This window comes from Bacteroides muris (ex Fokt et al. 2023) (genome assembly GCF_024704895.1).
GTDB lineage: Bacteria > Bacteroidota > Bacteroidia > Bacteroidales > Bacteroidaceae > Bacteroides > Bacteroides muris.
The window spans coordinates 12,904-26,230 of the sequence record NZ_JAMZEE010000028.1; the positions used below are offsets into that span (position 1 = coordinate 12,904).

At 47.6% G+C, this 13,327-nt stretch carries 9 protein-coding genes and 3 pseudogenes; 6 read left to right on the top strand and 6 right to left on the bottom strand.

Annotated features, from left to right (window positions below):
- Positions 1-91: 91 nt before the first annotated feature.
- From M1B78_RS11935 to M1B78_RS11955, 5 genes and pseudogenes are all read right to left on the bottom strand, one after another.
- Positions 92-1,174, bottom strand: a pseudogene (locus M1B78_RS11935) (glycoside hydrolase family 97 catalytic domain-containing protein); the annotation flags it as partial.
- Positions 1,171-2,679 (bottom strand): annotated as a pseudogene (locus M1B78_RS11940) (family 43 glycosylhydrolase); the annotation flags it as partial. The pseudogenes M1B78_RS11935 and M1B78_RS11940, both read right to left, overlap by 4 nt.
- 24 nt (positions 2,680-2,703) lie before the next feature.
- Positions 2,704-3,396, bottom strand: a pseudogene (locus M1B78_RS11945) (glycoside hydrolase family 88 protein); the annotation flags it as partial.
- A 17-nt stretch (positions 3,397-3,413) separates the two neighbouring features.
- On the bottom strand, positions 3,414-3,578 hold the full coding sequence (locus M1B78_RS11950) for a hypothetical protein (RefSeq protein WP_257940794.1): 165 nt from the start codon (positions 3,576-3,578) through the stop codon (positions 3,414-3,416).
- A complete protein-coding gene (locus M1B78_RS11955; RefSeq protein WP_257940775.1) occupies positions 3,571-4,824 on the bottom strand; it encodes a DUF2264 domain-containing protein in 1,254 nt (417 codons plus the stop codon). Before M1B78_RS11955 ends, M1B78_RS11950 begins: the two co-directional genes overlap by 8 nt.
- 509 nt (positions 4,825-5,333) lie before the next feature.
- On the opposite strand from M1B78_RS11955, the gene hemW reads away from it, so the two are divergent.
- From hemW to M1B78_RS11985, 6 genes are all read left to right on the top strand, one after another.
- Complete coding sequence (gene hemW / locus M1B78_RS11960) at positions 5,334-6,464, top strand: radical SAM family heme chaperone HemW (protein ID WP_257940776.1); 1,131 nt, start codon at positions 5,334-5,336, stop codon at positions 6,462-6,464.
- A gap of 20 nt (positions 6,465-6,484) precedes the next feature.
- A complete protein-coding gene (locus M1B78_RS11965) occupies positions 6,485-7,030 on the top strand; it encodes an RNA polymerase sigma-70 factor (protein ID WP_257940777.1) in 546 nt (181 codons plus the stop codon).
- A 240-nt stretch (positions 7,031-7,270) separates the two neighbouring features.
- Positions 7,271-7,789, top strand: a complete 519-nt coding sequence (locus tag M1B78_RS11970) for a DUF4974 domain-containing protein (RefSeq protein WP_257940778.1) — start codon at positions 7,271-7,273, stop codon at positions 7,787-7,789.
- Between the two features lie 2 nt (positions 7,790-7,791).
- A complete protein-coding gene (locus M1B78_RS11975) occupies positions 7,792-10,533 on the top strand; it encodes a TonB-dependent receptor domain-containing protein (RefSeq protein WP_257940779.1) in 2,742 nt (913 codons plus the stop codon).
- A gap of 15 nt (positions 10,534-10,548) precedes the next feature.
- Positions 10,549-11,688: a DUF4249 domain-containing protein gene (locus M1B78_RS11980; RefSeq protein WP_257940780.1), complete on the top strand. Its 1,140-nt coding sequence runs from the start codon at positions 10,549-10,551 to the stop codon at positions 11,686-11,688.
- Positions 11,689-11,979: 291 nt separating this feature from the next.
- Positions 11,980-12,333, top strand: a complete 354-nt coding sequence (locus tag M1B78_RS11985) for a hypothetical protein (RefSeq protein ID WP_136009039.1) — start codon at positions 11,980-11,982, stop codon at positions 12,331-12,333.
- Positions 12,334-12,480: 147 nt separating this feature from the next.
- Here M1B78_RS11985 and M1B78_RS11990 read toward each other — a convergent pair whose 3' ends face one another.
- A complete protein-coding gene (locus M1B78_RS11990) occupies positions 12,481-13,233 on the bottom strand; it encodes a LytR/AlgR family response regulator transcription factor (RefSeq protein WP_176467718.1) in 753 nt (250 codons plus the stop codon).
- Positions 13,234-13,327 lie beyond the last annotated feature (94 nt).

Sequence of the window (13,327 nt, forward strand, 5' to 3'; positions counted from 1 at the left end):
CAATTACATCTCCTCTGATAATCAGATATTTACAAAAGGAGCAATCCGTTATGATATATCTTTACAAAACAAGGGGTGCTCCATGCCTTCTTTATTTCACGATTACCGCCCCTCCCTGCGGCCGGACCGTGAGTTGCAGAGAGCCATCAGCCTTTATCTTGTGTAGCTTCAATTGAGGCTGCATCTTCCTGTCATCACTATACAGAGACACCTCTTGTCCTGCCAGCATAGGAAGGTCAAGCTCCAGTTTCAGAGGTTCCGCCGTTGCATTGACAGCGGTTATGTACCACGTGTTGCCATGACGACGGGCAAGAACAATATATCTCCCCGGATAGCCGTCAATGAAACGGGTCTCGTCCCAAGTAGTGGGCACTTGTTTCATAAAGTCGAGGCAGATTTGCGGAACATCCGTCAGGTTATTGGGCGCCAAAGCAAAGTTCTGAATGGGATTTTGGAAAAGTACTGCCGTTGCCAACTGGAAGATGTCTGTAGTTCGACGAATAGTTCCGCCATCGTTGGCACGGTTCAGGCGCTTGTTCAGGAACACACCGCCAAACTCCATGCATCCCACAGCATTGCGGATGAAAGGATGCAGCGTGGCATTGAACGCCTCGTTATCACAGAAGTGCTGGTCGAAAACCAGATTCTCGGAAGCCAGCACCGCCTCGCTGCCTACGTAATTGGGATACATCCGTTCCCAGCCGCGGGGCAAGGTGCAGCCGTGGAAGATAACCATCAGACCGTGGTCGTCGGCATCGCTCAGAATCTCTTCATACAAACGCAGGGTCTCCTGCTTGTCACCACCGAAAAAGTCTACCTTGATACCCTTCACGCCCCGGCTTTGCAACCAGCGCATCTCTTGCTTGCGGGCAATGGAGTTATCCATCCGGTTGACGGGACTCTGCTCTATATCGTTCCAGTAACCACTGGAGCTATACCACAAGAATACCTCCACACCCTTGCTGCGGGCATACTTGATAAACTGTTCCATGCGGTCGCGACCGATGTTGTTGTCCCACCAATTGTCAATCAATACATATTCGTATCCCATGGCGGCCGCCAAGTCAACATAGCGCACCTGGTCGTCGTAGTTGATGCTGCCGTCCTGCCAGAGAATCCAGCTCCAAGTGCCACGGCCCGGCTTGTAATCATGGGTGGTGGTATAGCGTGGTTCAGCTCGGCACCTGCCATGTAGCCGTTGCCCCAGTAAAGATAGGATTTGCCCGAAACCGGGTCGGTAAACACATCCACATCAATCTGCTGCCCGCCACCGACGGGTGAGGCAGTAACGACAGGGCGTCCCAAATCAATGAAAGGGCCGGCAGGAGAATCACTCGTAGCCACTCCTATCTGCTTGCCGCCGCCATTCTTGGGGTTTCCACTGTAATAGAAGAAGTATTTATACTTGCCGTCCACTTTTTTCTCTTCAATGCAAGGCGCCCAAGCATTGCCATCCGCCCAGGGTACTTGCTCCGACTTCAGGTCCAGCATGACACCTTCATCCTGCCAGGTCTTCAAATCCGTAGAGGAGAATACGGTGAAGTACCAGCCTCCCCACCCCGGCTGTCCGTCCGTAGTAGAATAGATGTAATACTTTTGGGTCTGATGGGAATAAAGAATTTCCGGGTCGGCATGGAAACCCGGCAATACGGGATTGTTGGGCAATGCGCCCAGCTCTGCCGGCTTACCCCATTCATCGGTAATGCGCAACAGCTCATGGCGGGTAATGGGGACAATAGTCCCATGACGGGGATGAAAGTTCATCTTCACCTCGCTGTCTATCACCTTAAAATTCTTCAAGTCAGTGGTTTCCGTAAACTGATAGCTTCCTTTCATATAGACGTCGTACATCAGGATATACTTATCCTGCCCTATCAGCTTGAAAGTACCCGCACCCTCTACGGCTTCCTTGGTCTGTTGCTTGTAATCGGGCTCTTCCGTCCATTCTCCGGAAGTCAGGGAACGGGTGGTGGCCACCTTTATACCATTTCCATGTCCTTCCGTCTTATAGAAAAGGTGGAAAACACCATCCTTATAGACAATGTCTCCATCGATGCACGATTTCCCATTCTCCGGCAGAAACAGTGGCTTGGGCTCTCCCTCCAAATCTGTAAACTCTGCATTGGCATAAGCATAATATATGACATCGGCTCCATCGCCATGCAGCATAGACCAATACACCATGTATTTTCCCGCCTCCGGATCGTAGATAGTCTGCGGAGCCCATACGCGCTTCAAATCCTCCTGACCCGAATAGCGCTTCTGTATATTGATAATGGAGTGTGACCAGTTGACCAAGTCGGTAGATTTCAGCAAAACCATGGCACGGTTGGAACTCCATCCATTGGCTGAAACCATATCTGTCACTACCATATAGAAAGTCTTGCCGTCCTCGCAACGAAGGATATGGGGGTCGCGGACTCCTCCGGTGGAGCTGATGACTTTCGAGTCGATTACCGGTTCATTATCATTCAATGCCCAGTAGGTATAACCGTCCATGCTTACAGCATAGCGAACAGCTTCTTCATCGCCACTATTCCCAGTGAAATAAGTGAACAAATAAGCTACATAATCTTTTTCGGGAAAGGATTTTTGCCAGGAATATCCCGGAAGTGCAAACCACGACAATAACATTGCCATCAAAAGCATCCGGAAAGTGTTTTTCATCCGTACAATCATAATCTTTTTATATTAAACCTTTTATACATACCCTATGCGGCCATCGGGCTGCAAGGCTATAGTAGTCAGATAATTCCACGCCTTCATCACTACGGGTTGATAAGCAGCCTTGTCCAGCAATCCGTTGTTCATCCCCCACAACAGACCATAAGTAAAGAAAGCAGTACCGCTGGTTTCAGGACCGGGAGCATGCTTAGGGTCGAGCATACTGCGTGTCCAGTAGCCTTCCGGCTGCTGACACGCAGCCACAGATTTGGCCATCGTCCGGAAGCGGTCGATGTACTCCCGGCGGTATTGGTCTGTTTCGGGCAAGTCTTTCAGCACCTTTGCCAAGGCAGCCAGCACCCAACCGTCGCCACGCGCCCAGAAGTCTTTCTTACCATTCACACTTTTGTGTTTTGGATAAACATATTTGCCGTCGCGATAGTATAGGCCTTCCTCCGTATCGTACATGATGCTGTTGGCATAAGCCCAGTATTCATGCAGTTTCTCCAGATATAACGGATTGCCGGTCAGGAAGAACACCTCCATGTTTCCCGTATGATAGGCGGCATTGTCCCAAAAAGAGCGCCCATGTTGCGGATGGGTCTCCTGCCAATAGTTGTTCACCCGATTGATAACCTCAATCACTTCTTCCGGTTTCGGCTGCTGAGCGGTGCATGAAGACAGTCCCCAGCAGAAAGCCGAACCCAATAAAAACAAGAATGTCGTTTTCATATACTAATACTGCTCTTTTATCTTATCACTTCCAATACATAGACCGGTTGCGACGCAAACTTTACAACCAGCTCTCCGCCATCCACTACGATGCGCGGACGGGCCATCGGAATCATCTTCGCGCCTCCACCTTTCAGGGAAAACGGAGTGGTACGCTCGAGAAATGAATCAGTCTTACTCATAATAAGCATGGTCTTTGGGAAACTCTTCACCACCCCACGCCTTTTTCGAGGTCCATGCCTGCGGAGCATCTGTCCAGAACGGATGATTGGCGGGCAAGCCCAGAGGCAAGAATGCCAGAGAGGCCATGTAGAGACTGCCGTTATTGGTATACCAGTCGGAGATATGAGGCTGGGAACCGTTGAATCCCAACGTCAGAAAACCTTTCCCGTTAAAGTTCCGGTTGTCACCGAACATACGGTTGATAACAGCCGTCATGGCAGCACGTACCTGTCCGTTCGACAATTCCTTGGGCAACCATCCACGCCATGCCAACAAAGCCAATGGTTGGAGGGTACCGGTGCGGTAGGTAATGGAACGCCCGAATACGGGGAAGGCCCCCTCGGGAGAGATGAAACGTTCCAGAATCATGCCGAAACGCTGCATGCGCTTCTGGGCACGCTGGAAATTGCAATCCGGCGCATTCCATATCTTATTTTTTCCACTGTTCGTAAAGACTTCCAGACACTCCACATACATGGGATGGAGTACGAAGCTGTTGTAATAGTCAAAGGCAAATCCCGGTCCGTCGCTATAGAAGCCGTCACCTACATACCACTCTTCCACCTTGCGCAGAGCGGAGACAATACGGTAAGCATCACTCTTGGCACCAGCCTTGCGCAGGAAACATTCTACCGTAGACGAGAACAGCAGCCAGTTGGTATAAGGAGGGTCCACACGGCGCAACTGGGTGAACTCTTCAATGTAACGCCGTTTAGTCAAACTATCCAGAGGCACCCACAAAGCATCGTATCCTCGCAGGAAGCTTTCAGCAACATAAGCGGCATCGACCAGCGGCTGTCCCTCTTTCCGCCAAAGCAGGTAATCCCGGCTTTCCGGATCTACTGCCTGAGCATAACTTTTCAATGCCCACTCGCGAAGCTGCTTGCGCTGCTTGCCTTCGGCAGTGTCATCATCCGGCAAAGAGAGCCAAGGCGTCACCCCTGCCATCAGACGGCCGAAACATTCCATATAGGTCACCCGTTTGTCGCGTCCATCCCAAGTGGGGCTAAGTTCCACCTGCATATTTTCCTGGAGCTTCCCCTCACTCATATTACTCAGCACCGGAGCGGCCATTCGATACAACACCCCGGCCCAGAGTTCGCGGTCTGTCACTTCCTTCTCTTTTTTCTTCTTGGCAGCCATTTCCTGAGCGGGCAGCAATAAAACTGCCACTAGCAGCAGCCATAAGCAGTTACTTTTTCTCATGATATTATTTAAGTTTGGTTTTCAATACTGCAAAATTACCCCATTCCCGGTAATTTCGGGGGCACTATTGTTTCAAAAAGGGGTAAATATCGGTCATTAGTACCCCAAAAAGCTCAGAAATCACAAGAAAAAACCTAAGATTAAACCGTGCTACGACGGAAGTGAATAAAGTATTTGCCGCTATATTTGTTTCTTCATGAACTGCACCAGTACGAGGGCAATGCAATAAGCTATAATCTGTTCAAACCAAAAGTCAAGTCCTTCAAACATATTGCTCATTATTTTGATAGACACCTATTTCTTTTTCAGACAACAAAGAAAAGGAGTTTATTCGGAATAATGAATTTCCATACGACTCAAAAGATGTTCCATTTTTCCGGATTACAAACTGAGCCAAAAATATCCGCCAAGACTCTGATTATTCCTAATATTGCATTAAATGTCACGGAAATAAGAGTATTATTCTGGCCAAAAAGACTATTTTTGCAACAAATATCCATAAGCATACCATGGCAGGCATCTATATTCATATACCTTTTTGCAAGACACGCTGTATCTATTGCGATTTTTATTCCACCACTCGCAGCGAATTGAAGCAGCAGTACATCCGTGCCTTGTGCACTGAACTGAAAACTCGCAAGGGTTATCTGAAGGGAGAACCGATAGAGACCATCTACTTTGGCGGCGGCACTCCCTCTCAGCTCGCTCACGAAGATTTCGAGCAGATATTCCGGACTATCAAAGAGGTGTATGGAACAGAACATGCCGAAGAAATTACCCTCGAGGCCAATCCCGACGACCTGACGGAAGAATATGTGTCCATGCTTCGCGCCCTCCCCTTCAACCGCATAAGCATGGGGATACAGACATTCGACGACCCCACCCTGAAACTGCTGAACCGCCGGCACAATGCCGCGCAAGCCATCGCAGCCGTACACAGCCTCCGCCAGGCAGGTTTCCGGAACATCAGCGTCGACCTCATCTATGGACTACCGGATGAAACAGACCAACGGTGGGAACGCGACCTGCAACAAGCCGTCGGCCTTGATGTGGAGCATATCTCCGCTTATCATCTGACTTACGAAAAAGGCACCCGCATTTACGAAATGCTGCAGAGCCATCTTATCAGCGAAGTAGATGAAGAGAGTAGCGTGCGCTTCTTCTCGGTGCTCATGGACACCCTGGGAGCCGCGGGGTATGAGCATTACGAAATATCCAACTTCTGCAAGCCCGGCATGTACTCACGCCACAACACTGCTTACTGGAAAGGCATTCCGTATTTGGGCTGCGGCCCTTCAGCCCACTCCTTCAATGCGGAGACAAGGGAATGGAACACAGCTTCTCTGGAAGGATACATAAAGTCCATTGAAGAGGGACACCGTTCCTCCGAAACAGAAATTCTGGATAAAGTGACCCGTTACAATGAATACATCATGACTTCCCTGCGTACCATGTGGGGAGTCTCTCTGGCATATACGGAAGAAGCCTTCGGCACAGAGTTGTGCCAATATTGCACGAAAATGGCAGCCCCCTACCTCCAAAGCCACAAACTGGAGATGCAGGCAGACCGCCTGCGCCTGACCCGGGAAGGTATCTTTGTTTCGGACGGCATAATAAGCGACCTGATGTTCATTGATTAACAGCAAAACCGGGAGACTGCATGACCGAACAAGAAGTCAGACGCTACTTGCGCCAAATGAAGGAAGAAGACTCGGAACGGGCTTTTCACAGTTTCTACAATCTGTGCTACGACCGCTTGTTCCGTATTGCCTGCTATTTCGTGAAGCACGAAGAATGGGCGCAAGAAATTGTGCTCGACGTCTTCATGAAGCTTTGGGAACAACGCGCCCGGCTGCCGGAAGTGAACAACATAGAGGATTACTGCTTTATCCTTACCAAAAATGCCTCCCTCAATTACCTGGAAAAAGAGAACCGGCACCCTACACTTTCGTCCGAACAGCTTCCCGAACTTTCCGGCCAAGCCGATTCCCCCGAAGACACTCTTATCAGCGAAGAACTGTTTGCCCGATATGTCAAGGCGCTCGACCGCCTGCCGGAGCGTTGCCGTGAAGTATTCATCCGCCTGCGCGAAGAGAAACAAAGTTATGCACAAGTGGCGGAAGACCTGAACATCAGCACAAAGACAGTAGACGCGCAACTGCAAAAAGCACTCACAAGACTCAAGGAAGCATTGCTGACGGAGTGAACTCTGCTTCATCTTCCCGGCAAGGAGCCGTGCATGTATGTATAAGATGCACATCTCATACAGACTTTCCCTATTGATTGAAACAGAGAAACAAGCAAGTCACACGTAGGCAGGACGGACTTTCACGGACAAAGAGCTTTAGATTAACATTATTTCAGGATATAGGCATAGGGAATTTCTGAAAAGCAGCTGTCTTTACATGCAGAAAAGGAGTCATAGGCTCTTAATAAATTGCCAAAAATGAAAGTGAATAACGAAAATTTCGACAAGGTACTGAACAGACTGGTTGCTTCTACCCGTTCCCCACGAGGACGCTTTACGGCAGAGAACAGCTGGAGGCTGCTGGAAAGCCGTTTGCTAAAGCGCCGCAGCATGAAGCGGTTCTGGATGCGTACAGCCAGTGCCGCAGCCGTAGTCCTGCTCTGTGTAACGAGCTGGGCAGCCTATCAGTTCTTATACGTAGCACCGCAACGGGAACTCATTCCCACAGAAGCCATACATACTACCGAGGAAACCCAAGTAATCCATAGCGTACTGACATTCGATCAGCAACCCTTGCAGGAAATCGTCCGTCAACTTTCCGAAACGTTCCGTACCGATATACGTATCGAAGGAGACAGCCTGAAGAACTATCATATGACAGCTACCTTCCGCGAAGGGGAGAGTCTTACAGAAATCCTCGACCTACTGAAGGACGCCGGCAACTTTACCTATAAAAAAGAAAACAACACTATTATCCTTACTACTAAACTTAACTGACAATGACCAGCTCTACTATCTGTTCGCACCACCGCATCAGAACCGTACTTCTGATGTGTGTGGTTCTTTTAAGCGTCTCACTCCATGCACAGGCACAAAACAAGGAAACACGTATAAACCTGAATATCCGTAACGCAACTTTAGAGAGTTTCGTGAAGCAACTGGAAAATGCAACCGGATTCTCCTTCATCTATGGGGAAGAAGTAAAGCTCACGCACCGCATCACACTGGAGATGAAACAAAAGAACATCAGTGAGATATTGCAACGTGCCTTTGAAAACGAACCCATCACGTTCGAAATATCCGGAAAGCACATTCTACTCCATAAGCGGCCCGTGCCGCAGAAACCCGTTAGCCGTAAGTTCACCATCAGCGGATACGTGACCGACGGAGCGTCTTCCGAGACGCTGATTGGTGCCAATATCCTTGAGAGTCGTCGTTCCACAGGTACTGCCACCAATCCTTTCGGTTTCTATTCCCTCACCCTGCCGGAAGGGGAAACGGAACTGGTTTTCTCCTACCTGGGCTACGAAAGCCGGCATAGCCGGTTCGAACTGACGAAAGACACCTTGCTCAACGTCAGGCTGGACAGCAATAACCAGCTGGCAGAGGTCGTGGTGCTCTCGGACAAGCGGGAGGCCGGCATAGAAAGCACAGCCATGGGAGCGCATGAGATACCGATGACACAAATCAGGCATACCCCGTCCATATTGGGAGAAGCCGACCTGCTGAAGACCATTCAGCTGATGCCGGGTGTGCAAGCTGGTATGGAAGGTTTTGCAGGCATGTATGTGCGAGGGGGAGGTCCCGACCAGAACCTGGTTATGCTGGACGGAATTCCAGTTTACAACGCAGACCACCTGCTGGGAGTATTCTCCATCTTTACGCCCGAAGCGGTAAAGAACACCACACTCTTCAAAAGTTCTTTTCCTGCCCGCTACGGCGGGCGTCTTTCGTCTATAGTAGATGTACGGACCAACGACGGGGACATGCATAAATACCACGGCGCATTCAGCATAGGCCTGCTGACGGACAAACTGCATATCGAAGGCCCTATCTGGAAAGAACGGACCTCCTTCAGTTTCAGCGCACGAGCCATCCCCACCCTATTCTTCAAAAATCTCATTGTAGACAAAGACGACACCTATTCCGACAAATACAACTACTATTTTTACGACGTCAATGCAAAGGTCAACCATAAGCTCAGCGACCGTAGCCGCATCTTCCTCAGTTTCTACAAGGGGAAGGACCACTATCATTATGACAGTTACTACCACGGTGACAATTACAACAACAGCATCAAGAATTATTCCAAGGACAACAGCCATCTGAATTGGGGAAACACCATCGCCTACAGCCGCTGGAACTATGTATTGAACAGCAAGCTGTTTTGCAACACCACCGTCTCATACAACAAATATGAGATGGGGCTGGACGAAAACATGGAAGATGCCTATACTGTCGCCAATAAAATACAGGACAGATACTATTACTCCTCCAAGTTCAACTCCGGTATCCGTGACTGGAGTGCTCGTATGGACTTTGACTACACCCCCATGCCGCAGCACCACATCAAGTTCGGTGCAGAGTACATCCACCATACGTTCCGTCCGGGAATAGCTACCTCGAAAATACAAGATATAGATAATGGCGCCCTCCAGGAAGATACGGTTTACAATACCAGCAACAGCCATGCCATGCGCGGACAAGAAATCTCCTTTTACGCCGAAGACAATTTCAATGTAAACGCCAGGCTCAGTCTGAATGCAGGTGTACGCACATCGCTGTTCCACACGCAAGGGAAAAGCTACCATTCGCTGCAGCCCCGCCTTTCCGCCCGCTATGACCTCGGACAAGGATATTCTGCCAAAGCATCCTATACGTGCATGGCACAGTATGTGCATCTGCTGTCCTCTACTCCGCTGTCCATGCCTACCGACCTCTGGGTACCCATTACCAAAGATATCAGTCCGATGTATGCCAACCAGTACTCCATAGGAGGCTACTATTCCGGACTGCCGGGTTGGGAGTTCTCCGTCGAGGGATATTATAAACAGATGAAAAACATACTTGAATATCAGGACGGTGTATCCTTCTTCGGCACCTCTACCAACTGGGAAGAAAAGGTAGAAATGGGCGAAGGCCGTTCCTTCGGTCTGGAACTGATGGCACAGAAAACATTGGGCAAGACCACCGGCTGGCTGGCATATACCCTATCCAAAACCGATCACCGCTTTAAGAACGGTACCATCAACCAAGGCCGATGGTTCCCCTACAAATATGACCGCCGCCACAGCATCAGCCTCAACTTCAGCCATAAGTTCAGTGACCGCATTGATGCAGGAGCTTCCTGGATATTCAATACCGGTGGATGTATCACTATCCCCGAGAGGGCTACTATTATCGTCAGCCCCGATGGAGTTATCGAAGAGACCGGCTACATCTCCGGACGCAACAACTATCGCCTGCCCGCCAGCCATCGTTTGAACCTAGGTGTCAACTTCAACAAGAAAACCAAACATGGCATACGTACCTGGAATATCAGTATCTACAATGCATACAATGCCATGAACCCGAACATCGTTTACAGCAAATACAAAAATAATGGATACAACGTATACTACAATGATTTCTACGAAAGTATTTATCATGGAAATACCGGGCAGAAGAAAGCTCAAACTGTCATCAAGAAAATAACAATACTGCCTTGTATTCCTTCTGTTACCTATACTTATAGATTTTAAAAACAAATCCGGCATATGAAAACAAAAATGAAATTACACCTATTATATATAGTAGCTATTGTCTTGTTGGCATCATGTGAAAATGAAATTCCTTACAATCCAGACAACCAACAACCGCTACTCATCATGAATGCCCAACTGGATGCAGGAAAAGACGTTAATGAAGTCTATCTCCATTTAGGCGAGGGCTATAGTATTGAACATTTGAACGAAGCAACTCTTTCCCTCTACATCAATGGCAAAATAGCAGAAACTCCGAAAGCGGTTTCTCCGGAAGAAATGTATGGGCATCTGGAAGGAGAACTTGATAAGGACATTTATGAATCATTACTGAAAAGTATACGTTTCAAGAAATATCGTCTGACCAGCACACTGCATCCCGGCGACAACATACGTCTGGAAGCCACTGCCGAAAACGGGAAATACCATGCCAGTGCCGAAGTCACCGTGCCACAGCCGATAGAGAGCCTGCACGTGGACACTTGCCTGGCCTACCTGCGCGAGTACAGCGGACAAAACCTTTACCGCCAATACAAAATTACGTTGCAAGACCGCCCCAACGAGAAGAACTACTACCGGCTGGACATTTGGAATGACCGTAGTTACTATTGCAAATGGAAAGAATACCTGGAAGATGAAAACGGCAGCCTCATCAAAGTGGAAGACGAGGACGGCTCTTGGTATTGGGCCTCCATACCCAGAGACACTACCATCCTCGCTCCCCGGCAGAACGAGATCATTAACCGGGAAGATGTTATACTGACTGACGGCCATCCCGGCAACTATGATGATGAAGAAAATGAATTGTTTCCCACCATAAATAACAAATACAATATATTCAATGATAACACTTTCCGTAACTCTTATGCCACATTGAAAGTATACACCCCTCTCTATCACGATTATTATCCTATAGAGGGACACTACTACGACCATATATCCCGCAAACAAACCATCACCGTGCGACTGCTTAGCATCACTGAAGCCGAATACCGCTATCTGAAAGCCTTAAACTGCCTGGATGATGGGGATTACGACGATGCTTTAATGGAACCTGTCAGTCTGCCTTGCAACGTCATAGGCGGATTAGGTTTTGTGGGAGTCTGCTCGGAAAGCAGAGTAGTAATAGATTTGCCCGAAACTGATTGGCGATAACATTTTGACTAATAAAACCCCTTTTATCCATTATAATAAACTGAATTTCATTTAACCTACATTACATTCGTATTACAAAAAGCATCCAAACAAAGCATTTTCACACTATAAAATTGATTTAAGTCAAGAAATGAAGATATAAACTACACTTTTTCCCTTATTCATTTTTGTGTTATAAAACATACGCCTACATTTGCATAGGTAAAAAGAAAAAGCTAAGCGCTTAGAGAGTTTTCAATAGGTATTAGATTAAGATTAGTTTTTAGGAATAACAATTAAAAAGTAGGTATTATGAAACGTTTAGGATTAACATTAGTGGCAGCAGTCTGCCTGACTGCCACAACATTTGCAGCAGGAAACCAACCTACAACTGCAAAATGGGAAGGTAACATCAACATAACAAAGTTGAGCAAGTATTTGAATCTGGATTCCAACCAGCATGAAGAAGTGGCAAACATCTGCGAATATTTTACAGAACAGATGGAACACGCTACAAATTCCAAGAAGAATCAAGAGAAGCTACTCCGTAATGCAGTTTATGGTAATCTGAAGTTGATGAAAAAGACTTTGAATGAGAAGCAATATGCTGATTATGCCAGAGTATTAAACGTCACGCTGCTGAACAAAGGTATCGAAGTGAAATAAGCTTCGCTTCTGATAAATACGGAAACAGTATTTATTGATAAATAAAAAGGCATTGGACTTTAGAGGTTCAATGCCTTTTCTTTTGGTCAACGCTGCCAAAACCGGCAGCGCCAACTCCCTAACCAGATAATTCTTATCTCTTCAGTCCTACAAGCAGAATCTGTCTTGCAGTTCTTTCTTATACTTTCTGGAAACCAGCAGTTCCGTCACTTTGTCGAACGGTGGATAAAGCATACATTTGCTATCCTTTATAATCATCAGATAATCAATATTGATAATATACGATTGATGTATCTGCACAAAACTGGACGAATATTGAGTAATCTGCTCGGCAGTCATCCCGCGACGCAATACCAGCGGCGGCTCGTTGCTCAGTATCACTTCCCACTGTTTACGCTCGGAGCAATAGCGAAAAAAACCGATTTCGACCGGACGCAACGCACGCATATCATTGGTTGGCGTAAATACGATAAATGTCTGTCCGGTATGTAGTGGCACACCAATGGGATATGGCATTCTCTGTCCTGCTTCTGCCTGCTCTACAAAACGTATAAGGATATCCCGCAATTCCCGCTCTTCAAAAGGTTTCAGCAGATAATCGAACGCAGCCTCTCGAACAGCCTGAATCATATACTTATCATAAGCTGTATAGAAAACAATCCGCATATTCCATGAAACACTGCCACGTATTTCCTGCAACAATTTCATTCCAGTCACATCCGGCAGTTCCACATCCAAGAACAATAAATCCGGTTGTACCTTGGCAATGAGCTTTTTCCCCTGTTTGCCATTACGGGCGGTTCCTTTCAAAGAGAAACGTACATCCTTTCTCAATTCAAAACTCAGATTCTCAAGAGCCGCCTCATCGTCATCAACTATCACAACCTTATATTTATCCATGTTCTTTTTATGTTTTTCCTCTGGCGAATATAAACATAATCCTGCTCCCATACAAAGTAACAGAAAGCCATTTACGAACTATTTGTCTGAGAAC

Bases quoted from the DNA above. Each gene is read 5' to 3' on its own strand.
- M1B78_RS11950 (WP_257940794.1), bottom strand. From the start codon at position 3,578: ATGAGTAAGACTGATTCATTTCTCGAGCGTACCACTCCGTTTTCCCTG.
- M1B78_RS11955 (WP_257940775.1), bottom strand. From the start codon at position 4,824: ATGAGAAAAAGTAACTGCTTATGGCTGCTGCTAGTGGCAGTTTTATTG.
- hemW (WP_257940776.1), top strand. From the start codon at position 5,334: ATGGCAGGCATCTATATTCATATACCTTTTTGCAAGACACGCTGTATC.
- M1B78_RS11965 (WP_257940777.1), top strand. From the start codon at position 6,485: ATGACCGAACAAGAAGTCAGACGCTACTTGCGCCAAATGAAGGAAGAA.
- M1B78_RS11970 (WP_257940778.1), top strand. From the start codon at position 7,271: ATGAAAGTGAATAACGAAAATTTCGACAAGGTACTGAACAGACTGGTT.
- M1B78_RS11975 (WP_257940779.1), top strand. From the start codon at position 7,792: ATGACCAGCTCTACTATCTGTTCGCACCACCGCATCAGAACCGTACTT.
- M1B78_RS11980 (WP_257940780.1), top strand. From the start codon at position 10,549: ATGAAAACAAAAATGAAATTACACCTATTATATATAGTAGCTATTGTC.
- M1B78_RS11985 (WP_136009039.1), top strand. From the start codon at position 11,980: ATGAAACGTTTAGGATTAACATTAGTGGCAGCAGTCTGCCTGACTGCC.
- M1B78_RS11990 (WP_176467718.1), bottom strand. From the start codon at position 13,233: ATGGATAAATATAAGGTTGTGATAGTTGATGACGATGAGGCGGCTCTT.